The sequence below is a fragment of the Sphaerisporangium sp. NPDC051017 genome, assembly GCF_040683095.1.
Taxonomy (GTDB): Bacteria; Actinomycetota; Actinomycetes; order Streptosporangiales; family Streptosporangiaceae; genus Sphaerisporangium.
The window spans coordinates 8,265-32,104 of the sequence record NZ_JBFBCI010000007.1; the positions used below are offsets into that span (position 1 = coordinate 8,265).

4 protein-coding genes are annotated in these 23,840 nt (G+C 71.7%); all 4 read left to right on the forward strand.

What is annotated here, in order from left to right:
• Positions 1 to 98: 98 nt before the first annotated feature.
• Genes AB0M95_RS08625 through AB0M95_RS08640 form a run of 4 tightly spaced genes read left to right on the forward strand, consistent with a single transcriptional unit; the run spans position 99 to position 23,815 of the window.
• Positions 99 to 9,659, forward strand: coding sequence for an amino acid adenylation domain-containing protein (locus tag AB0M95_RS08625; protein ID WP_363761252.1), 9,561 nt, complete (start codon positions 99 to 101; stop codon positions 9,657 to 9,659).
• Positions 9,656 to 21,181, forward strand: coding sequence for an amino acid adenylation domain-containing protein (locus AB0M95_RS08630; RefSeq protein ID WP_363761254.1), 11,526 nt, complete (start codon positions 9,656 to 9,658; stop codon positions 21,179 to 21,181). Before AB0M95_RS08625 ends, AB0M95_RS08630 begins: the two co-directional genes overlap by 4 nt.
• Complete coding sequence (locus AB0M95_RS08635) at positions 21,178 to 22,515, forward strand: serine hydrolase domain-containing protein (protein ID WP_363761256.1); 1,338 nt, start codon at positions 21,178 to 21,180, stop codon at positions 22,513 to 22,515. Before AB0M95_RS08630 ends, AB0M95_RS08635 begins: the two co-directional genes overlap by 4 nt.
• Positions 22,493 to 23,815, forward strand: coding sequence for an MFS transporter (locus AB0M95_RS08640; RefSeq protein ID WP_358513305.1), 1,323 nt, complete (start codon positions 22,493 to 22,495; stop codon positions 23,813 to 23,815). The genes AB0M95_RS08635 and AB0M95_RS08640 overlap by 23 nt, the downstream gene beginning before the upstream one ends.
• Positions 23,816 to 23,840: the final 25 nt, after the last annotated feature.

The window sequence follows — 23,840 nt, forward strand, 5'->3', positions numbered from 1 at the left end:
CAGTGTGATCACCAATCCTTCGGATCGCCTCTGCGATTTCCATTGTCCGGGCGTGGAGTGAGATATCGCCGCCGCCGTTTTTCCGCGAAGGAGTAGTGATGATGGTCGATTGGCGTGGACGTCGTCTGGAGGAGTTGTTCGCCGATCAGGTCGCCAGGACGCCCGGCAATACGGCGGTGTCGTTCGGGGACCGGTCGCTGAGTTATCGGGAACTCGACGCCGCCGCGGAGCGCTTGGCCGCGTGGCTGATCGCCAAGGGCGCCGGCCCCGAGCGGTTCGTCGCCGTCATGCTGCCCCGCTCGATCGATTTGATCGTCGCCGTGCTCGCGGTGCTCAAGTCGGGCGCGGGATACGTGCCGATCGAGCCGGACACCCCGGCTGAGCGCGTCGCGTACGTGCTGGACGACGCGCGTCCCGTCCTCATGGTCACCGATTCCGAGACCGTTGGCCGGCTCCCCGGAGGTCGGGTGCCGAGGCTGCTGCTGGACGATCCGGAGACCGTGGCCGAACTCGACGGCCCGGCCGCCGCTCCGGCTCCGGGTCGCGCCGGGCACCGGACGTCGGACGACCCCGCGTACATCATCTACACCTCGGGCTCGACCGGCCGCCCGAAGGGTGTGGTGATCCCGCACGGCAACGTGACCCGTCTCCTCAGCGCCACCGCCCACTGGTACGGCTTCGGCGAGCGGGACGTGTGGCCGCTGTTCCACTCGATCGCGTTCGACGTGTCGGTGTGGGAGTTGTGGGGCGCGCTGCTGCACGGCGGGCGCCTTGTGGTGGTCCCGCAGGCCGTGACCCGGTCACCGGCGGACTTCCTGCGGCTGCTGGTGGACGAACGGGTGACCGTGCTGAATCAGACGCCTTCCGCCTTCTACCAGCTGCTGGCGGCGGACCGGGAGAACCCCGAGCTGGGACGGCGGCTGTGCCTGCGTTACACGGTCTTCGCCGGTGAGGCATTGGACTTCCGGATGCTGGCCGACTGGTACGCGCGTCACGCCGACGACGCGCCGATCCTCGTCAACATGTACGGGATCACCGAGACCACGGTCCACGCCTCCTACTTCACCATCGACCACGTGAGCGCGGCCGAGGCGACCGGCAGCCCCATCGGGGAGCCCATCCCGGACCTCGATTTCCACGTGCTGGACGAACACCTGCGCCCGGTGCCGCCCGGCGCCGACGGTGAGCTGTACGTCAGCGGCCCCGGCCTGGCCCGCGGCTACGCGGGCCGGCCCGCCCTGACCGCGGAGCGGTTCGTGGCGTGTCCCTTCGGCAAGCCGGGAACCCGGATGTACCGCTCGGGAGACCTTGTCCGCCGGACCGAGGACGGCGGCCTTGAGTACCTGCGCCGCAACGACCAGCAGGTCAAGATCCGAGGGTTCCGCGTCGAGCTCGGCGAGATCGAGAACGCGCTCGTCCGTGAACCCTCCGTCGACCAGGCCGTGGTGGTCGTCCGCGAGGACCAGCCGGGTGACCGGAGGCTGGTGGCCTACATCGTGCCGTCCGGGACGGCCCGCCGGAGGCCCGCGCCCTCCCGGCTGCGGACCGTGCTCTCCTCCCGCCTGCCCGGATACATGATCCCCGCCGCGTTCCACGTCATGGACCGGTTCCCGCTGACGGTGAACGGCAAGCTGGACCGCGCCGTGCTCCCCGCTCCCACGCGGGAGGACAGCGTCGACGCCGATTTCGTCGCGCCGCGCGACGAGGCCGAGGCCGCGCTCGCGGAGATCTGGAAGCAGGTGCTCGGTCTGGAGCAGGTCGGTGTCCTCGACGGGTTCTTCGACCTCGGCGGCGATTCCCTCTCGGCGACCCGGGTGCTCTCCCGCATCCGGGCGGTGATGGGCGTACACCTGCCCTCTCGGACCCTTTTCGAGACACCGACCGTGGCCGGACTGGCGACCCGGCCGGAGATGACGGTGCGCGCTCCGGCGGCGCCCATCCCGGCCGTTCCCCGCACCGGGCGGCTGCCGGTCTCCTTGACCCAGCGGCGGTTCTGGCTCTACCACCAGCTCAATCCCGGCGAGGTCGAGTACAACGTCCACTCCGCCGTCCGGTTACGGGGTCCGCTGGACAGGGCCGCCCTGGACCGGGCGTTGCGCGATCTCGTCGCCCGGCACGAGGCGCTGCGGACCACCGTCGTCCTGTCCGGCGACCAGCCGACCGCGGTCGTCGGCCCGGTCGACGGCGTCGAGGTGCCGGTGACCTTCGCGGACCTGTCGGCACTGACGGACGGGACACGGCAGGCCGAGCAGGACCGCCTGATCCGCCAGGAGGTCGCCGCACCGTTCGACCTGGAGCGGGGTCCGTTGGTGCGGGCCCTGCTGATCCGGTGTGCGGAGCACGAGCACGTCCTGGTGCTGGGCGTCCACCACATGGCCGTCGACGGCTGGTCGCTCAACACGATCCGCGGCGAACTGCCGGTGCTCTACGAGGCGGCCAGGCAGGGGCGCGCCGCCGAGTCGGAGGCACCTGGCGTCGGCTATCTCGACTACGCCGCCTGGCAGCGCCAGGAGTTCGACGACTCCCGGCTAGATCCCCAGATCCGGTACTGGCGCGAGCGCCTGGCGGACCTGCCACCGCTGGAGCTGCCCACCGACCGGCCGCGTCCCCCGGTCAGGACCTCCGCCGGCGCCGCCCACCGGTTCACCATCGACCGGGATCTCCTCGCCGATCTCAAGGAGTTCAGCCAGGTCAACGGGGTCACGCTGTTCATGACGCTGGTCGCGGCCGGCCAGGTGCTGCTGGCCCGCTACTCCGGCGGGCATGACGTGGCGGTGGGCACGGCCGTGTCCGGGCGGGACCGGGCGGAGCTGGAGAAGCTCGTCGGCGCCTTCATCAACACCGTCGTGCTGCGTTCGACGGTGGACGGCCGGCTGTCCTTCACCGGCTTCCTCGCCCAGGTGCGCGAGACGGTGCTGGGCGCCCTCGCCCATCAGGACGTTCCGTTCGACCGGCTCGTGGACGAACTGTGCGATGAGCGGGACGCCAGCCGCACCCCGCTCGTGCAGGCGATGATCGTGCTGCAGAACGCGCCGGAGGCCGAGACCGGAGAGTTCGCCGGCCTGCGTGCGGAACGGCTGGACCTGCCGCGTCCCGCCGCCGTCTTCGATCTCACCGTGGAGTTCACCGAGCGGCTCGACGCGCTCGACGTCATGATCGAGTACGGCACCGACCTGTTCGAGGCGGACACCATCGAGCGGTTCTCCGGTCACCTGCGGACGCTGCTCCGGAACCTGGTGGCGGAGCCGGAGCTCCCGCTCGCCCGGACCGCGTTGCTGGACACCGACGAGCGGGAGCGGCTGCTCGTCGGATTGAACGGCGCGGCGGCGAGCCCCCAGCCGCGGCAGTGCGTGCATCAGCGGGTCACCCAGACGGCGCTGATCAGGCCGGACGCGGTGGCCGTCGCATCCGCGAGGACGAGCCTCACCTACGCCCAGCTCAACGAGCGGGCCAACCGGCTGGCCAACCACCTGCGAGACCTCGGGGTCGGCCCGGGGACGCCCGTCGTGCTCAGCCTGGGACGTGAGCCGGAGCTCGCCGTCGGCATGCTCGGCGTGCTCAAGGCGGGCGGGGCCTTCGTGCAGACCGCACCCGGCATGCCCGCGGCCCGGCTGGCGCACGTCGTGCAGGAGACCGCCGCCCCCGTCATCGTGACGGGAGGCGAGGCCGCCCATGGCCTGCCCGACACGCGGGCCGTGGTCGTCGACCTGGTCGCCGACCAGCCACTGCTGGCGGTGTCCCCTGCCACCGACCCGCTCGTGGAGGTCGACCTCGACGACCTCGCCTACATCGTGTACACCTCCGGCTCCACCGGGCGGCCCAAGGGCGTCATGATCTCCCACCGCGGCCTGGCCAACCTGTGTCAGTGGCACCTGCGCGAGTTCGGGGTCGAGCCGGAGGACCGGGCCAGCCACCTGGCCGGCCTGGGGTTCGACGCGACGGTGTGGGAACTGTGGCCCTACCTGTACGCGGGCGCCCGAGTGGACCAGCCCGACCAGGAGGTCCTGGACGATCCCGAGCTGCTTGTCGAATGGTTCACCCGGATGGGGACCACGACCGCCTTCGTGCCGACGCCCAGGATCGAGTCCCTGCTCGACGAGCCGGCCATCGCGGGCACCCGCCTTCGCACGGTGCTGACCGGAGGAGACGTGCTGCGCCGCAGGCCTCGGCCGGGGCTCCCGTTCACCCTCGTCAACGCCTACGGCCCGAGCGAGAACTCCGTCGTCGCCACCGCCGGGCCCGTCGACCCGGGGACGGGCCTGCCGTCGATCGGCGGACCGATCGACGGGACCGCCGGCTACGTGCTGGACCATTACGGCGCTCCCGTCCCCGTCGGGGTGCCGGGCGAGCTCTACCTGCACGGCACCGGCCTGGCCCGAGGGTACGCCGGACGGCCGGACCTGACCGCCGAACGGTTCGTGGCCTGCCCGTTCGGTCCTCCCGGTTCCCGGATGTACCGCACCGGTGACCTCGTGCGCTGGAAGCCCGACGGGACCCTCGAATTCCTCGGCCGGGCCGACGACCAGGTCAAGCTGCGCGGATACCGGATCGAGCTCGGCGAGATCGAGAGCGTGCTCTTCGACCACCCGGCCGTGGCGCAGGCGATCGTCGTACTGCGGGAGGTCCGGCCCGGGACGCCGCGGTTGGTCGCCTACGTCATGCCGGAGAAGGACGCGGAGATCCGCTCCACCGACCTGGCCGAGCACGTCGCGCTGCTCCTGCCGGACTACATGGTGCCGTCGGAGTTCATGACGCTCGACGGAGTGCCGCTGTCCGCCAACGGCAAGATCGACCGCAGGGCGCTGCCCATGCCCGCCGCGTCAGTGGAGGAAACGGCGTACGTCGCCCCGTCCACTCCCGTCGAGCAGGTGCTCGCCGATATCTGGGCCGAGGTCCTCGGCGTCGACCGGGTGGGGATCGAGGACAACTTCTTCACCCTGGGCGGGGACTCGATCCTCAGCCTCCAGGTGGTGGCCCGCGCACGCCGCGCCGGTCTCCGGCTGAACTCCAAGGACCTGTTCCGCCGGCCGACGATCGCCGGGCTGGCCCCGAGGGTCACGCCCTGGCAGGAGGCTTCCGGGCACGGCCCCCAGCCGTCGACGGGCCGGGCTCCGCTGACTCCCATCCAGAACTGGTTCTTCGCCCACCGCGGCGCCACCGCCCGGTTCGATCAGTTCGTGGTGGTCGAACTCGTGGACGGGGTGGACACCTCGGCCCTGGGTGTGGCGGTGGCGGCGTTGACCGGCCACCATGACGCCCTGCGCGCCCGCTTCGTCTCGCTGGACGGGCGCTGGTCGCAGGACACCACGGCGGCGGAGAACGCGGTGGTCTTCCACACGGTGGACCTGTCCGGAGTGCCGGACGACGAGATCGACACGGCCGTCGAACGGGAGTCCTCCCGGATCACCGCCGCCATCGACCCCGTCGAGGGCCCGGTGTTCACGGCCGTGCTGTTCACCGCCGGGGACCGGCCCCCGCGACTCTCCCTCACCGCCCACCACCTTGTCGTGGACGGGGTGTCGTGGCGCATCCTCATCGAGGACCTGGAGATCGCCTACCACCAGGCCCGCACCGGCCGGTCGGTCGACCTCGGCTCCAGAACCTCCCCCATGACCGAGTGGGGCCGCAGGCTTGCCGCGTACGCCGCGGGCGGCGGGCTGGACGATCAGCGTCCGTTCTGGACCGAGGTCATGCGCGGGGACGACGAGGCCCTCCCGCTGGACGGCCACGGTTCCACCACGGTGGCGGCCGCCCGCGAGGTCCGCGTCCGGCTGGACGCGGAGACCACCGCCACCCTGCTGCGGGACGTGCCGGGCATGTACCGCACGGAGATCAACGATGTGCTGCTGACCGCGCTCGGGCGGGTGCTGTCCGGCTGGACCGGGCGGGATCGCGTGGTGATCGCCCTGGAGGGGCACGGCCGCGAGGAGTTCTTCGACGACCTCGACCTCAGCCGCACGGTCGGGTGGTTCACCTCGTACTTCCCGGTCGCACTCGTGCACCGGGACGGCGGCCACTGGGGCGCCGCCCTGAAGTCGGTCAAGGAGCAGGTGCGGAACATTCCGCTGCGCGGGCTGGGGTACGGCGCGCTGCGCTACTACGGCGCCGACGCGGGAGAACTCGCCGGCGACCCGCTTCCGCAGCTGAGCTTCAACTATCTGGGCCGCTTCGACGGTTCGATCCGGGGCAGCGGCCTGTACTCGGCCATGTCGGGGATCAGGTTGCGGGAGAACCCGGACGCCACCCGGCTGCACCTGATCGACGTCGTGGGCCAGGTCGTCGACGGGGAGATGGAGTTCACCTGGTCGTACTCCCCGGATCTCCACGAGGAGGCGACCGTCCGCCGGCTGGGGGGGCAGTTCGCCGAGAACCTGGCCGCCATCGTCGCGCACTGCGCCGAAGCGGGCGCGGGCGGCCGTACCCCCTCGGACTTCCCCATGGTCCGGCTCGGTCAGGCCGAGATCGACCGGCTGGTGGGGGACGGCCGGTCGGTGCAGGACGTCTATCCGCTGACGCAGATGCAGAGCGGGCTGCTGTTCCACTCCCTCATGGACCCTGAGCAGGCGACCTACCAGGAGCAGCTCGACTTCCGGCTGCGCGATGTCCGCCGCCCCGAACTGTTCGACGCGGCCTGGCAGCGGGTCGTGGACCGGCACCCGGTGCTGCGTACGTCCCTGGCCTGGGACGGTCTTCCCGAACCGGTCCAGCTCGTCCACACCGCCGCCCGCTGCCCGGTGACCCACCTGGACTGGAGCGAGCTCGACGAGGAGGGGCAGCGGCGCGCCGCCGAGCGGTACCTCCGTGAGGACAGGGCGCGGAGACTCGGCATCGGCGCGCCCCCGCTGATGAGGGTCGCCGTGGCCGCCCTGGGCGGCGCCCGGGTCCATGTGTTCTGGACCTTTCACCACATCCTGCTGGATGGGTGGAGCGCCATGCAGGTGCTCTCCGAGGTGATCGGCGAATACACCGCGCTCCTCGGCGAGAAGGCGCCCGCCGCGCCGGCACGGCGCCCGTTCGCCGACTACGTGAGCCGGCTCGCGAACCAGGACACCGCCGAGGCCGAGCGGTACTGGCGCGCCGCGCTGGCGGGCGTGGAGGCGCGGACCCCGCTGCCCTACGACCGGCCGCGTACGGACGACCGGCGGGCGGTGGTCCCCGCCGAGCTGGGGGTGAAGCTGCCCGCGGACCTCTCCCGGCGGCTGTACACCGCCGCCAGGCACAGCAAGGTCACGCTCAACACGCTGATCCAGGCGGCCTGGGCGCTGGCGCTCTCCCGCTACAGCGGCGAGCGCACCGTCTGCTTCGGCGCGACCGTGACCTCCCGTCCCGAGGGCCTCGACGGGGCGGACACCATGGTCGGCCTCATGATCAACACGCTGCCCGTGCTCGTGAGGATCGACCCGGACGAGACCGTGCGGAACTGGCTGCGCCGGCTGCAGGAGGAGCAGGCCGAGGCCCGCAGGCACGACCTGGTGTCGCTCACCCAGGTGCAGGGCTGGGCGGCGCCGCGCGACGACACGACCATGTTCGACAGCATCGTCGCCTTCGACAACTATCCCGCCGACCTGCGGATCGGCGAGCGGTTCGGCCTGCGGTTCACGGACATCACCGCGAGCAACAGCTCCAGCTATCCGATGAACGTGATCGCCCATGCCGGTGACCACCTGTCGCTGCTGCTGCACTACGATACCGGGCTGTTCGAGGCGGCCACCATCGAGCGGGTCATGGGTCACCTGCGGGTGCTTCTCGAAGGGATCGCCGGCGACCCGGAGCGGAAGGTCGGCGACCTCTCCATGCTCACCGAGGAGGAGCACCACACCATCGTCCACGAGTGGACCGACACCGCCTCCGACGCCGACATCGACCGGCGGCTGGAGCAGGTGATCGCCGGGCACGCGCGGCTCCGGCCGGACGCGGTCGCCGTGATCCACGGTGAGCGGACCCTCAGCTACGCCGAGCTGGACAAGCGGGCCAACCGGTTCGGCCACTACCTCATGGCCGAAGGCGTCGGCAGGGAGACCCTGGTGGGCGTCTCGGTCGAGCGGAGCATCGAGGCCGTGGTCGCCATCCTGGGCGTGCTGAAGGCGGGCGGCGCCTATCTGCCGCTCGACCCGGACTTCCCGGTGGAGCGGACGCGGACGATGCTCGACGACGCGAAGCCGCCGCTGGTGCTCACCCAGGAGCACCTTCTCGGCAGGATTCCGGAGACGGAGGCGACCGTGGTCCCTCTGGACCGGGTCTGGCCCGCCGTGGCGGACCACCCGGACACCGCGCCGGACATTCCGGGCGGCGCGGGGGACAGGGCCTATGTCATCTACACCTCCGGGTCCACCGGACGCCCCAAGGGCGCGGTCGTCGAACACCGCGCGCTGTGCAACATCACCACGGTCGGTCACCGGTGGTACGGCCTCGAACCGGGTTCCCGCGTCATGCAGCTGTACACGATGAGCTTCGACGGAAGCGTATGGGAGATCTTCAAGACGCTCACGGCCGGAGCCACCCTCGTGATCCCCGACCCGGAGGTGCAGCGCAGCCCCATGGCGCTGGCCAGGCGGTTGCACGAGGACGGGATCACCGCGATGACGATGCCGCCCGCGGCGGTGGTCGCCGTGGACCCGCGATCCGTGCCCGGACTGACCTATCTCGGCCTGGGCGGAGACGTCCTGCCCCCGGAGCTCGCGCGAGAGTGGTCACGGGACCGCAAGCTGATGAACGTCTACGGGCCGACCGAGACGGCCGTGGCGGTCTGCCGCTTCGACGTCGAGCCCGGAGTGGACTACCGCACCGTGCCGATCGGGACGCCGGCCGACAACATCAGGCTCTACGTCCTGGACGACCGGCTGTCGGTCGTCCCGGTCGGCGTCACCGGCGAGCTGTACATCGGCGGCGCGGGACTGGCCCGCGGCTACCTGAACCGGCCGGACCTGACCGCCCTGGCCTTCGTCGCCGACCCGTTCGGCCCGCCCGGCTCGCGGCTGTACCGGACCGGGGACCTGGTCCGGTGGAACGCAGGCGGCCAACTGGAGTTCGGCGGGCGGGTGGACCACCAGATCAAGCTCCGGGGATACCGGATCGAGCTGGGCGAGATCGAGAACGCCCTGCTGGGGCGGCCCGAGGTCGCCGACGCGGTCGTGACCGCCGCGCAGGACGAGTCCGGGCACAAGCGGCTGGTGGGTTACGTGGTTCCCGCCGACATGGCCGCACCGCCACGGAGCGAGGCCCTGCGCGAGGCCCTCGCCGCGTCCCTGCCGGCCTACATGGTGCCCTCGGCGTTCGTGGTGCTGCCGACCCTGCCGCTGAGCCCCACCGGGAAGGTGGACCGCCGGGCACTGCCGGCGCCGACACGCGAGGACATCACCGAGGTCGGTTACCTGCCGCCGCGCAATCCGACCGAGGAGGCGCTCGTGCGCATCTGGGCGGAACTGCTCGACGAGGAGCGGATCGGCGTCGAGGACAACTTCTTCGAGCTGGGCGGTGACTCGGTCACCAGCCTCCGGCTGATGGCCAGGATGGGCAAGGCGTTCGGCGTCGAGGTCTCACCTCGTGACTTCTTCGAGGCTCCGACGATCGCCTCACTGAGCGAGCTCGTCCAGATGAAGATCCTGGCCGGTTGGGAGCAGGCGGCCATGTCCGGTACCGAGATCGGGGAGCAGGCATGACCAACCCCACATCGCCCACATCGCCGGCATCGCACCAGGACCGCATGGCCGCCCTGCCGCCACAGGTACAGGAGATGCTGCGGCGGCGGCTCGCCGGGGAGGCGCCGGACGACCCGGCCGAGGAGGACGTCATCCCCCGTGTGCCCGGCGACGGGCCGCTTCCGCTGTCCGCGGCGCAGGAGCGGCTGTGGTACATGCACGAGGTCGACCCCGAGAGCACCGAGTACAACACCGCCCATGTGCTGCGCCTGCTCGGTGAGCTGGACGAGCCCGCCCTGATCGGCGCGCTCCGGAGGCTCGCGGAGCGTCACGAGTCGTTGCGCACCACCTTCGTCTCCCTGGAGGGACGCGGGACACAGGTGGTGAACGCCTCCGTGGAGATCCCGCTGGTGGTCACCGACCTGTCCGCGCCGCCGGAGGCCGCTCCGGTGGAGGCCCGTCTGGTGGAGGCCCGTCTGGTCGAGGACGGTCTGGCGGAGGCCGTCGACCGGTGCCTGCTGGAGGAGATGACCCGGCCGTTCGACCTCCACCATGGCCCGGTGCTCCGGGTACGCCTGCTCCGGCTGGCCGCCCGGGAGCACGTGCTGGTCATGGCCATGCATCACATCGTCACCGACGGCTGGTCCATGCAGGTGCTCACCCGCGAGCTGGGTTCCCTGTACGCGGCCGCCGTCCATGGCGGGCAGGCGGAGCCGCCCCCGCTGCCGATCCGGTACGGCGACTTCGCCGTATGGCAGCGGGGCCGGCTTCCCGGTGCGGAGATCCAGGGGCACCTCGCCTACTGGCGGGATCGGCTCCACGGGCTGGAGCCGCTGGACCTGCCCACGGATCACCCCCGGCCCCCGATGAGGAGCGGGGCCGGTGAGCGGTACAGGTTCGAGGTTCCCGCTTCGGTGATCTCCCGGCTGAGGGAGCTGAGCGCCGAGAACGGCGCCACCCTGTTCATGGCGCTCGCCGCCGCGGTGAAGATCCTGCTGGCCCGCTGGTCGGGCCGGAAGGACATCGCCGTGGCCACCCCGCTCTCCGGTCGTGACCGGGTCGAGGTCGACGACCTCGTCGGTTTCTTCGTCAACACCGTGGTGCTGCGGACGTCGGTCGATGAGACGCGGTCGTTCACCGAGACGCTGCGCTCGGTCCGATCGACCGTGCTGGACGCGATGGCCCACGGCGGCGTGCCGTTCCAGAACGTCGTGGAGACGCTGCGGCCCGACCGCGATCCCAGCCGCCCCGTGCTGGCCGAGGCGACCGTGAGCCTGCTGGGTGCGCGGCGCCGGCCGGTCGAGCTGCCCGGGCTGCGGGTCGAGGAGATCGACCCTCCGGTGGTGACGGCGGACGCGGACGTCTCGTTCGAGTTCGCCGAGCGGGACGGGGGGCTCGTCGCGCATCTCGGATACACCACCGACCTGTTCGTGCGGGCCACCGCCGAGCGGATGGCCGCGCATCTGGTGACCCTGCTTCAGGGGGTCGCGGACGATCCGGACGCCGCCCTGATCAAGGTGCCCATGACGGGCACGGAGGAGACGCACCGGCTCCTCGCGGAGTGGTCGGGGGCCTTGGACCACCCGGTTCCCCGTACGGTGCCGGAGCTCTTCGCCGCCCAGGTCGCCCGCGCGCCCGACGCGGTCGCGCTCGTCTCGGAGGAGGACCGGCTCAGCTACGCGGACCTGGACGCGCGCGCCGACCGGCTCGCGCGTCTGCTCGTCGAGCGGGGAGCGGGTCCGGAGAAGATCGTGGCGGTGGCCCTGCCCGCGTCGGCGGACACGATCGTCGCGGCGCTGGCGGTGCTCAAGAGCGGTGCGGCCTATCTGCCCCTGGACGCGAGCAACCCTCCCGAGCGGCTTCGGCTGATGCTGGACGACGCCGCCCCGGTCCTGGTGGTCACCTCGCCCGGCTTCGGTCACTCGATTCCCGCGGGGCCGCAGGTCGTGGACCTGTCCGTGCCGACCCTCCCCGACGGCCCCGGCGAGGAGGACCGAAAGGACGCTCCCCGGCTCCTTCCGTCCCACCCGGCGTACGTGATCTACACCTCCGGTTCCACCGGCCGTCCCAAGGGCGTCGTGGTGACCCACGCGGGTGTGCACGGTCTCGCCGCCGGGCAGTCGGCGCACTTCGGCGTCGGCCCGGGCTCGCGCGTCCTGCAGTTCGCGCCGTTCGGGTTCGACGCGGCGTTCTGGGAGCTGTGCATGGCCCTGCTGACCGGTGGCACGCTGGTCTGCACCTCCCGGGAGCGGAAACTGCCCGGCGATCCGCTCGCCGAGACGCTGGTCCGCTACGGCATCACCCACGTCACCCTGCCTCCGAGCGCGCTCGCGGAACTGCCCGAGGGCGCGCTGCCCGCGACCCTGACCCTGGTCGTGGCCGGCGAGGCGTGCCCGCCGCGGCTCGCCCGCGCCTGGAGCGGCGGCCATCGCATGGTCAACGCCTACGGTCCGACCGAGTCGACGGTCTGCGCGAGCATGAGCGACCCCCTGGTCCCGGAGGAGATCACCGGCGCAGTGCCCATCGGACGGCCTTTCCCGGGCATCCGGAACTACGTTCTCGACGATCGGCTGCGCCCGGTACCCGCCGGAGTCCCCGGCGAGCTGTACCTGGCCGGGGCCGCGCTGGCTCGCGGATACCTCGGCCGTCCCGGCCTGACCTCCGAACGCTTCGTCGCCGACCCGTTCGGCCCTGCGGGAAGCCGGATGTACCGCACCGGCGACCGGGTCCGGTGGCTGCCGGACGGCGTGCTGGACTATCTCGGCCGCACCGACGACCAGGTCAAGATCCGCGGTTTCCGCATCGAGCTCGCCGAGGTCGAATCGGTGCTGGCCCGGCAGCCGGGGGTGCGGGGCGTCGCCGTCGCGGTCCGGCAGGACGACCACGGCACACGGCGGCTCGTGGCCTACGTCGTCGCCGACGGCGCGGCCCTCGCCGAGCTGCGCTCGTTCGCGCGCGAGCGGCTTCCCGAGCACATGGTGCCCTCCATCGTGGTCCCGCTGGACCGGTTGCCGCTGAACGTCAACGGCAAGGTGGACCGGCGGGCACTCCCCGAGCCCGAACTCCGCCGGGACCTGGCCCGCGCCCGCGTGGCACCGCGCACTCCGGCCGAGGAGACGCTGGCGCGGATCTGGGCGGAACTGCTCGGCGTGGCGGAGGTCGGCGTCGAGGACAACTTCTTCGACCTGGGCGGCGACTCCATCCTGAGCCTGCGGGTCGTGGCCCGCGCGAGGGAACGCGGACTGCGCCTGACGGCCCGGCAGGCGTTCCTGCGGCACACCATCGCGGAGCTCGCGGAGCTCGCGGAGCTCGCGGCCGAGGCGAGCACTGAGCACACGATCGGGAGCGATCGCGGCCCGGTCACCGGCGAGGTGCCTCTCACCCCCATCCAGCACTGGTTCTTCGACGCCCTGACCGACAGCCGTGACCGCTTCAACCAGACGGTGCTGCTGGAGCTCGCCGACGAGCCGGACGAGGACGCCCTGGCGGCCGCCGTCGCGGCGCTCCTGGACCAGCACGACGCCCTCCGCCTGCGGGCCACGTCTTCCGACGATGGCCGGCGACTGCGCAACGCGGAGGCCGAGCGCGGTGAGGTCCTGCGGCGTTTCGACCTCTCCCACCTGGATCCCGGCCCGCAGGACGAAGAGATGAGGGACATCGGCCTTCGGGCGCAGACCGGCTTCTCCCTGGAGAGCGGGCCTCTACTGCGGGCCCGGCTGTTCCTGCTCGGCCCGGGACGGCGGCCCCGGCTCCTGCTCGCCGCCCATCACCTGGTGGTCGACGGCATCTCCTGGCGGATCCTGCTCTCCGATCTCGAGACGGCCTACGAGCGGGCCAGGAACGGCCTGCCGATCGATCTCGGGCCGAAGACCACCTCTTTCCGCGACTGGTCCATCCGGCTCAGCCGCTACACCGAGTCCGGTGGGTTCGCGGCCGAGGCGGACTACTGGACGGGCGTGGCGGAGGCCGCGGAGAAGGCGGCACGGCTGCCCCTGGAGGGCGCCGGCGACAACACCGCCGGCGACAACACCGTCGGCGGTTCACGCACGGTGTGCGCGTCGCTGAGCGCCGAGGCCACCGAGGCGCTCCTGCGCGACGTGCCGAAGGCCTACCGGACGCAGATCAACGACGTGCTCCTCACCGCCCTCGGCCGGGTCGTGCGCGATTGGACCGGCTCCGGCACGATGCTCGTCGCCCTTGAGGGCCACGGCCGGGAGGAGTTGTTCGACGATGTCGACCTTTCCCGTACGGTCGGCTGGTTCACCTCGCTGTTCCACGTCGTGCTGAGCACGCCGTGGGACGAGGGGTGGGGCGCCGCTCTGAAGAGCGTCAAGGAACAACTGCGGTCGGTGCCGCGCAACGGCATCGGTTACGGCGCCCTGCGCTACCTGGGCGGTGACCGGGACGTGCGCAACGGTGGCAGGGAACCCGAGATCAGCTTCAACTACCTCGGCCGCCTCGACGCCGAGACCGGGAGTGAGGGTCTGGTCCGCGGCTGGGTCGACAACGAGGGCGCCGAACGGAGCCCGGAGCAGGTCAGGCAGCACCTGCTGGAGGTCAACGGGCTGGTCCGTGAGGGGAGGTTACGGTTCCACTGGACGTACTCGGCCGATCTGCACCGTGAAGAGACGGTCATGCGGCTCGCCGAGGGGTTCATCGCGGCCCTGCGGCAGATCATCGAGCACTGTTCCGCGCCGGACGCCGGTGGGTTCACCCCCTCGGACTTCCCTCTCGCCTCCCTCGACCAGGCGGCGGTGGACCGTATCACGGCCGGGCCCACGCCGGTGGAGGACATCTACCCGCTCACGTTCACCCAGGCCGGCATGTTGTTCCACGCCCTCTCGGAGCCGGGGCGGGACCTGTACACGGGGTACTTCGGGGCGACGCTCGACGGCGTCACCGATCCCGAGGCGCTCGCCCAGGCGTGGCAGCGGGTCGCCGGCCGGACGCCGGTGCTGCGCACCGCGGTGCTCTGGGAGGACCTTCCCGCTCCCGTCCAGGTGGTGTTCTCCACGGTGAGCGTTCCCGTCACCCACCATGATTACCGGGCCATGCCGGAGGACGACCGGCGGACCGCGCTCGAGGAGCTGTGGGACACCTGGACGCGGGGAAGGCTCCCCCTCGACCGGGCGCCGCTGCTGCGCCTTTCCATCGTGCGGCTCTCCGACGCCGGCGTGCGGCTGCTGTGGTCGACCCACCACATGATGGTGGACGGGTGGAGCTTCGCCGAGGTGCTCTCGGACGTCCTGGCGGAGTACGCGGCGATGACCGGAGGCCCGGCGAGCCCGCCCGAGGTCCGGCGCCCCTACCGGGACTACGTGGCCTGGCTCGACGGCCAGGACCAGGACGACGCGCTGCGATACTGGAGCGCCGTCATGAACGGCTTCACCGCGCCGACGCGGCTGCCGTTCGACCGTCCACCCGTCCGGGCCCATGACACGCGGTCCTCGCGCGAGATCAGGGTGAACCTGTCACCCGAGCGGTCGCGGATGTTGTACCAGGCCGCGCGGGACGCCCGGATCACCATGAACACCCTGATCCAGGGGGCGTGGGCCATCCTGCTGTCGCGCCACGGCGGTGACAGGGAGGTGTGCTTCGGCACCACGGTCTCCGGTCGGCCGCCGGGGCTGCCCGGCGTGGAGTCGATCGTCGGGCTGTTCATCAACACCATCCCCGTGCGGATCGAGGTCGACGGAGAGAGCTCCGCGTCGGTCTGGATGCGCCGGTTGCAGGACTCCCAGGCCGAAGGCCGGGACTACGAGTATCTGCCGCTGGCGCACGTCCAGCGGGCCGCGGGCGTGTCCAGCGGGATCAGGCTCTTCGACAGCATCGTCGTGTTCGAGAACTACCCCTACGACGAGCAGGCGGCGGCGAGGTACGGACTGCGCCTGACCGAGCTACGCGGTGACGAGCACACCAACTACGCGCTGACCCTCACGGCGTACGCCGGCGAGGAACTCGCCCTCGCCCTCGGGTACGACCCCGACCTGTTCGACGAGGCGACCGCCGAGCGCCTGGTGGGGCAGTTGGACACGCTGCTCCAGGCGATCGGCGCCGCACCCGGGACACCCGTGGCGGGGCTTCCCGTGCTCCCCGAGCGGGAGTCGCGGCAGGTGCTGACCGAGTGGAACGACACCGCGACCCGGTTCCCGCCCCCCGCGTGCATCCACGAGCTGTTCGCCGAGCGGGCGAGGACCGCTCCGGACGACCCCGCCGTGAGCTGCGGTTCCGAGGCCCTCACCTTCGCCGCACTGGAGACCCGCGCCAACCGGCTCGCACATCACCTGGTCCGGCTCGGGGTGCGGCGGGAGGTGCTCGTCGGCGTTTGCGTCGAGCGCGGTGTGGACGCGGTGGTCGCCCTGCTCGCCGTACTGAAGGCCGGGGGCGCCTTCGTCCCTCTGGATCCGGACTATCCGGCCGAGCGGCTGGCCTTGATGCTGGGGGACGCGAACGCCCCCGTCGTGATCACCCAGGAGGCGTTGCTCGACCGGGTGGCCGGGCACCAGGCCGTGGCCGTCTGCGTCGACCGCGACCGGGCCAGACTCGACGGGGCCAGACTCGACGGGGCCGCGCTCGACGATCTGCCCGCCACACCGCCCGAGGTCGCCGCGACGCCTGACGACCTCGCCTACGTGGCCTACACCTCGGGCACCACCGGCCGTCCCAAGGGCGTCATGGTCGCCCATCGCCACGTGCACCATATGGTGCGGGCCTGGGACGCGCGTTACGGTCTCACCGCTCTGAAAGCACGAGCCCTGTCGGTGTCGAGCCTGTCCGTCGACCTGTTCTTCGGCGACTTCCTGCTGTCGGCCCTGTTCGGTGGCGAGATGGTGATCTGCCCGCCGGAGGCCATGGCCGACCCGGTCGCGATCGCAGACCTGATGCTGGAGACCGGCACCGAGCTCATGGTCACCGTTCCGGTGCTGGCCAGAGCACTGGCCGCGGAGTTCACCTGGCGCGGCATCCGTCCGAAGACGCTGCGGGTGCTGATGGTCGGCTCGGAGGGCTGGCCCGCGGACGCCGCCGCCGAGGTGCTGGAGGTGTTCGGCGGCGACGGCGTGGTCGTGGTCAACGCCTATGGCTCGACCGAGACCACCGTGGACTCCACGGTGTTCCAGCTCGGCGGCGACCCCGTGGGCGAGGCGGCGTTCGTCCCCATCGGACGGCCGCTCGCCAACACGCGGATATACGTGCTGGACGCCGAGATGCGTCCCGTCCCGATCGGGGCCGTGGGGGAGTGTTACATCGCCGGAGACGGGGTGTCCCGCGGATACCTGAACCGCCCCGAGATCACCACGCGACGCTTCCTGCGCGATCCGTTCGCGGGCGAGGAGGACGCACGGATGTACCGGACGGGAGACCTCGTCCGGTGGCGTCCCGACGGCAACCTGGAATGCCTCGGCAGGGCCGACGACCAGGTGAAGATCAGAGGATTCCGCGTCGAACTCGGCGACGTCGAGGCGGCCCTGGCCCGCCATCCCCGGGTCGCGGGCGCCGCGGCGGCCGTCAGGAAGGACGAGGCGGGGCACAACCGGCTGGTGGGTTACGTGGTGCCGCGTCCCGGAGCCGGACCCGACCTCGCGGACCTGCGCGCGTTCGTGTCCCGGTCCCTTCCCGCTCCGGCGGTGCCCGCCGCCTTCGTGCTCATCCCGGAGCTGCCGCTGAACCCGAGCGGCACCGTCGACCGAAAGGCGCTGCCCCGAGCCGACCAAGCAGGGCCCGGCGACGCGGTGGCGGACGCCGGTGCGCTCCACGCCCTGCCACGCGCCGAGCACGTCCCGCCGCGCACCGAGACCGAGCGCGTCCTGGCGGGGATCTGGGCCGAGGTGCTGGACCTGACCCGCGTCGGCGTCACGGACGACTTCTTCGAGCTGGGCGGGGACTCGATCCTCAGCATCCGAGTGATCTCCCGGATACGGTCCCTCTTCGGCGTCGCCCCGTCGCCGCGGCAGTTGTTCGACACCCCGACCGTGGCGCGGCTGGCGGCGGCGATCGACGCTGAGACGGCCACCACGGACGCGGCTCCGCTGGTCGCCACCGCCGCCGGCGGTCCGGCCCCGCTGTCGTACGCGCAGCAGCGGCTGTGGTTCCTGCACGATTTCGATCCCGGCAGCACCGAGTACACCGTCGTCACCGCGTTGCGGCTGCGTGGCACGCTGGACGTCGAGGCGCTGGGCGCCGCGCTGAGCCGGATCGTCGCCCGGCACGAGCCGCTGCGCACGACCTTCAGCACCGTGGAGGGGAACCCGGTGCAGGTCGTCCGTCCCGCCGAACCGGTCGTCCTGGTCATCGAGGACCTGACGGGTGTCGCGGCGGACGAACGGGAGGCCGCGATGGAGGAGTGCCTGCGCCGGGAGACGGCGCGGCCGTTCGACCTGGGCTGGGGACCGGTGTTCCGCACCACGCTCATCCGGCTCGGCGCGCGGGACCACGCGCTGGCGTTCCTCGCTCACCACATCGCGGTCGATGGATGGTCGCTGGACCTGCTGATGAGGGAACTGGACACCGAGTACGGGGCGGCGCTCGCGAAGGAGCAGGTGGAGCGGCCTCCGCTGCCGATCCGTTACGCGGACTACGCGGCCTGGCAGCGGAGCACGGCCAATGACCGGGCGATGGAGGAGCACCTCGCGTACTGGAGCGACCGGCTGGCCGGCGTGCGCCCGTTGGACCTGCCGATCGACCATCCGCGCCCGGTCGTGCGGGAGGCCGCGGGGGCGATGCGGCTGCTGACGGTCGACCCCGAGGTCGTGGCCGGGCTCAGGCGGGTCGCCGGGCGACGGGACGCCACGCTGTTCATGGCGCTGGTGGCCGTGGTCCAGGTGCTGCTCGCGCGGTACACCGGTCAGGACGACATCGTCGTCGGAACCCCCACCTCCGGCAGGAACCGGCACGAACTGGAAGGGCTGATCGGCTGCTTCATCAACACGGTGGCACTGCGCTCGACGGTGGACGAGTCGCTCAACTTCGAGGAGTTCCTCTCCCAGGTGCGTGACACGGTGCTGGAGGCGTTCGTCCACGAGGAGGCGCCGTTCGACCGGCTGGTCGAGGTCCTCAAGCCCGAACGCGACCCCAGCCGCAACGCCGTGGTCGAGGTCATGGTCGGGTTGGAGACCGACCGGGGGGCCGACGTCCGCCTGCCCGGGCTGGAGGTCGAAGAGCTGCCCTACGTCAGCGACGAGCTCAGCCACGACCTGAGCTTCGACTTCGTCGAACGGCAGGGAGAGCTGATGGTGGCGGTCGGCTTCAACACGTCCCTGTTCCGGCCGGAGACGATCGACCGGATCACCGCCGACCTGAGCGACCTCCTCGCCGCCGTCGCGGACGCCCGGCGCCGGTTGGCCGACCTTCCCCTGCGGTCCGAGGCCGAGTTCCGCCGGCTCGTCGCCGGCGCGCCCGCCGAGGTCACCGTCGCCTACGTCCTCGACCGGTGGCTGCGCCCGGTGCCCCCCGGGGTGCGCGGCGAGCTGTACCTGTACGGCGCCCAGGTCGAGCGCGGCCACACCGGCCAGGAGGGGCTCACCCCCGAGCGGTTCGTCGCCGATCCGTTCGGCGCGCCCGGCGCGCGCATGTACCGCACCGGAGACCTGGCGAGAACGACCGCGGACGGCGCGCTCGAGTATCTCGGCGGGATCGAGGAGCAGATCACGCTCCGCGGCTTCAGGATCGAGACGGGACAGGTCGAGTCGGTGCTCCGCGGCCACCCGGACGTCGCGCTGGCGGCGGTCGCGGTGAAGAGGAGCGCCACCGGCACGCCCCGGCTCGTCGCCTACGTGACGCCCGGGGCTCCGGTCGGCGAGCTGCGGGATCTCGCCCGGCTCTCCCTGCCGGAGTACATGGTCCCCGCCGCCTACGTCACACTGGACCGGCTGCCGGTCACGGCCGGCGGAAAGGTCGACCGGGACGCGCTGCCGGATCCGGAGCCGGACACCGGGGAGCAGCGGTACGTCGCTCCCAGCAATGACGTCGAGGCGACGCTCGCGGACATCTGGGCCGATCTTCTCGGACTCGAGCGGGTCGGCGTCGACGACGACTTCTTCGAGCTGGGCGGCGACTCCATCCTGAGCATCCAGGCGGCCTACCGGATCCGCCAGGCCGGGCTGACCGTGACCTCCAGGGACCTGTTCCTCGCCCCCACCGTGAGCCGGCTGGCCACCGTGGCCCGGCCGGCCGGCCGCGAGGAAGGCGGGCCGGAGGAGGAGGCGCAGGAGACGGAGACCGGCCCGGTGCCGCTCACTCCCGCGCAACGCGAGTTCTTCCTGAGCGACCCGGTGGCACCGCACCACTTCACCCAGTCGATCCTGGTCGAACTGGTGGCCGAGGTGGACGAGACCGCGCTGCGGTCGGCGCTGGCCGTGCTCCCCGCCCGGCACGACGCCCTCCGGATGCGGTACGAGCGCGACGGCGAGGGCTGGCGGCAGCGGGTGACACCGGCGGGCGACGAGCCGGAACCACGCCGGTACGACCTGTCCGGCGTCCCCGCGGCCGAGCGCAGGGCGGCCATGGACCAGGCGGCGACCGAAGCGGACGCGAGCCTGAATCTGACCGGCGGGCCGCTGCTGCGCGCCGTCCTGTTCGACCTCGGCCCAGGCGAGCGTCCGTGGCTGTTCGTCACCGTTCACCACCTGGTCGTGGACGCCGTCTCCTGGCACATCCTCCTCGACGACCTGGAGACCGCCTACCGGCAGGCGGTGGCGGGCGAGGACATCCGGCCCAAGCCCGCCACCACCCCGTTCGCGAGGTGGGCCGGACGGCTGGCGCGCCATGCCGCCGAAGGCGGGTTCGACGACGAGCTGGACCACTGGGCCTCCCCGCCGGAGAGCCCGCCCCTGCCCGCGGACGGGGAGGGGCCGGGCGTGGTCTCCTCCGTCAGGACGGTCACGGTCGAACTCGACGAGCAGAGAAGCGAACTCCTGGTACGCGGCGCCGTGCGGGCCTTCCGCACGGGGACCCGGGAAGTGCTGCTGGCGGGACTCGCACGGACCCTGAGCCGCTGGACCGGCCAGAGCCGGGTTCTCATCGACGTGGAGGGACACGGCAGGGAAGACCTCTTCCCCGACATCGACCTCTCCCGCACGGTCGGGTGGTTCACCACCGTCTTTCCCCTCGCCCTGGAGGTGCCCGGGGACGGCGGCGACTGGGCGGAACTGGTCGCCTCCGTCCGGCGGCGGATGCGCTCGGTGCCGGGCAAGGGCCTCGGATACGGCGCGCTGCGGCATCTGAGTTCCTCGGGCGCGGCGCTCGCGGCGCGCACGACCGCCCCCGTCACGTTCAACTACCACGGACAGGCAGGGGACCTGACGATAACCCCCGGGAGCCCGCTCTACCACGCGTTCCACCCCTCGATCGGCACGGACAGAGACCCTGCCGAACACCTCGACCACCCACTGGAGGTGGTGGGCATGGTGCAGGACGGAAGGCTGCGTCTCACCCTGTACCACTCGGAGAACGTGCACAGCCCGGCCACCGTCCAGCGGCTGGCGGACGACCTGCTCGACGGGTTGCAGGCCATCGCCCGGTATGTGGCGGAAAGGCTGGGCGCGTGAACGCCGACGACCTGCCCTCATTGCTGGCCGAGCTCACCCGGCGGTACGAGGTGCCGGGAGCCCAGCTCGCCATCCGCTGGAAAGGGCGGACCCTCACCGCGGTGACCGGGGAGCACGTGCTCGGCGCCGGTCCGCCCGTCACGCCTCGATCGTGCTTCCCGCTCGGATCGATCACCAAGCCCTTCACCGCCGCTGTGGCGATGGAGCTCGTCGCCGCCGGTGACGTCGACCTCGACGTGCCCTTGGTGAAGTACCTGCCGGCGTTCGGCGCGGGTCGCGTGGCGACCCTCCGGCAGGTGCTCAGTCACACCGCCGGTCTCCCGGCCAACGTCCGCGAGGACACCGGAGGCGATGGCAACCGGCTGCGCTGGGTGGCCCGGCACTGCCGTGAGGCGGACCTGGCGTACCCGCCGGGGACGGTGTTCTCCTACTCCAATGTCGGTTACATCGTCGCCGGGCTCCTCATCGAGGAGATCACCGGGCTGAGCTGGGAAGAGGCCGTCGACGCCTTCGTCCTCGACCCTCTGGGCGTCAAGGCGTGCCCCGACGAGGAGGCAGGGCCGAGGCTCGTCGGAGGGCACGCCGTCAACGCGGCACGCGGCACGGTGTTCCCGATCGCCGCGCAGAACCTTCCCGCGCTGGAGGCGCCGAACGGAGCCCTGGCTCTCAGCGCCGAAGACCTGGTCACGTTCGCCCGCCTCTTCCTGACCGAGGACGGGCTCACGGGCCCGCTCGGCACGGAGACGACCGGGCTGATGTGCCGGGACCAGCTCCACACGACCACGGCCGGGCCGTTCGGCCTCGCGGACGGATGGGGCCTGGGCTGGGCGCTGTACGGCGACGCCGGTACGGCCGGTCACGACGGCACCGGTGAGGGCACCTCGTGCCATCTGAGGTTCGAACCGGCAGGAGGGACGGTGGTGGCGCTGACGACGAACGCCAACACCGGGCAGGCCATGTGGACGGCGCTGCTCGAACGCCTCCGTGCCGCCGGAGTGGCCGTGGAGGACCACTTCCCGGCTCTCGGCCTCGGAAGTCCGGTCCCGGCGCGGGACGACCTCCTCGGAACGTTCGTCAACGACGACACGGCGTTCGAGATCGGCCGGGCGGCCGAGGGCAAGGTCCATCTGTCGCTCGGGGACCGGCCGTACGGCGAGCTCACGTGTTACGAGGACCTGCGCTTCACCATGCGTGAGCTGAGCGGCGCGGCACAGACCCACACGGGCAGGTTCGTACGCGACCCTGCGACCAAGCGCATCGAATTCCTGCAGATTTCCGGCCGATTGGCCCGACGACGAGACGGAGTGGGCAGTGGCCACGGTGCTATCGGGTGAAGGCGAGCAGAACAGAAGCGCGACGCGGCCCCTGTCCCGCAACCGGAACTACTCGATCTTATGGTCCAGCCAGCTTCTCTCCGAGCTCACGGTCGAGGTCATCGCGGTCGCCATACCGCTGCTGATCATGGCTCGGTCCGGGTCGGCGCTGGAGGTGGGGCTCGCCTCTTCGGTGATGGCGGCGATCCACATGGTCTCGGTGGTGCCCGCCGGCGTGCTGGCCGACCGGATGGACCACCGGAAGATCATGCTGGTGTGCCAGGCCGGACGGGTGGTGGGACTGGTCAGCCTCGCGGCGGCACTGATCATGGACGTGTACTTCTTCCCGCACGTCCTGCTGGTCGTCGCCTTGGAAGGGTTCTTCGGGTCGGTGTTCGATCCGGTGGAACATGCCGCGCTGCCCACCGTGGTGCCCGAGTCGCAGTTCCAGACGGCGGTGGCCCGCAACGCGGCGCGGCCGTATGTCGCCGCCATGTTCGGCCCGTTCGCCGCCGGGCTGCTGTTCACCCTGAACCCGGCGGGCCCGTTCGTCACCCAGGGGGCCATGCTCGCGATCTCTTTCGCGGCACTGCTGTTCCTGCGGCTTCCCCGGCTCACCGCCGCGGCCGGACCCGGGGCCGAGCGGAAGGAGGACGAGGAGCAACAGGAGGCGGAGGAGGAAGGCCGCAGCGCTCGCGCCGACGCCGCCGATGGGTTCCGGTGGGTGCTGGGACACGGCGTGATCCGGATGACGCTGCTGTGGATCACGCTCACCAACCTCACCTTCAGCGCGCTGGTCATCATCGTCCTTGTCAGGTCAGGTGAGGAGAACGTCGCCGGCTACGAGATCGGCCTGATGATGACGTGCTTCGGCGTCGGCGGGCTGCTCGGCGCGGCGGTCGCCGCCCGCCTGACCACCGCCCTGCGGCCGGCCGTGATCGTCATGGGGTTCTCCTGGGTCGTGACCGCCGTCGCCGCGGTGATGGCGTACATCCCCAGCGGGTTGCCGCTCGGACTGCTGTTCGGTCTCGCGGCGTTCTTGGCGCCCGCGGCGAACACCACGGTGCTGACCTACCAGATGATGGCCACTCCGGCCGGGATGCGTGGCCGGTTGAGCGGGATCAGCGGTCTCAGCGCGGGCATCGCCGGGGTGCTCGGCCCGGCGGCCGGTAGTGCCGTGGTGTCCGCCACAGACGGACCCACCGCCTTCCTGGTGTGCGCGGGCGGCTTCGCGGTGGTCGCGCTCGTCACGGTGCTCAGCCCCTCCCTGCGCCGCTTCCCCTCCATCGAGCCCGGTGCGTCCCTGGAGTCGCCTTCCTGAGCCGACCGGCTTCGCGCCGGATTCC

Coding starts and splice junctions, on each gene's coding strand:
- AB0M95_RS08625 (WP_363761252.1), top strand. CDS start 99: ATGATGGTCGATTGGCGTGGACGTCGTCTGGAGGAGTTGTTCGCCGAT.
- AB0M95_RS08630 (WP_363761254.1), top strand. CDS start 9,656: ATGACCAACCCCACATCGCCCACATCGCCGGCATCGCACCAGGACCGC.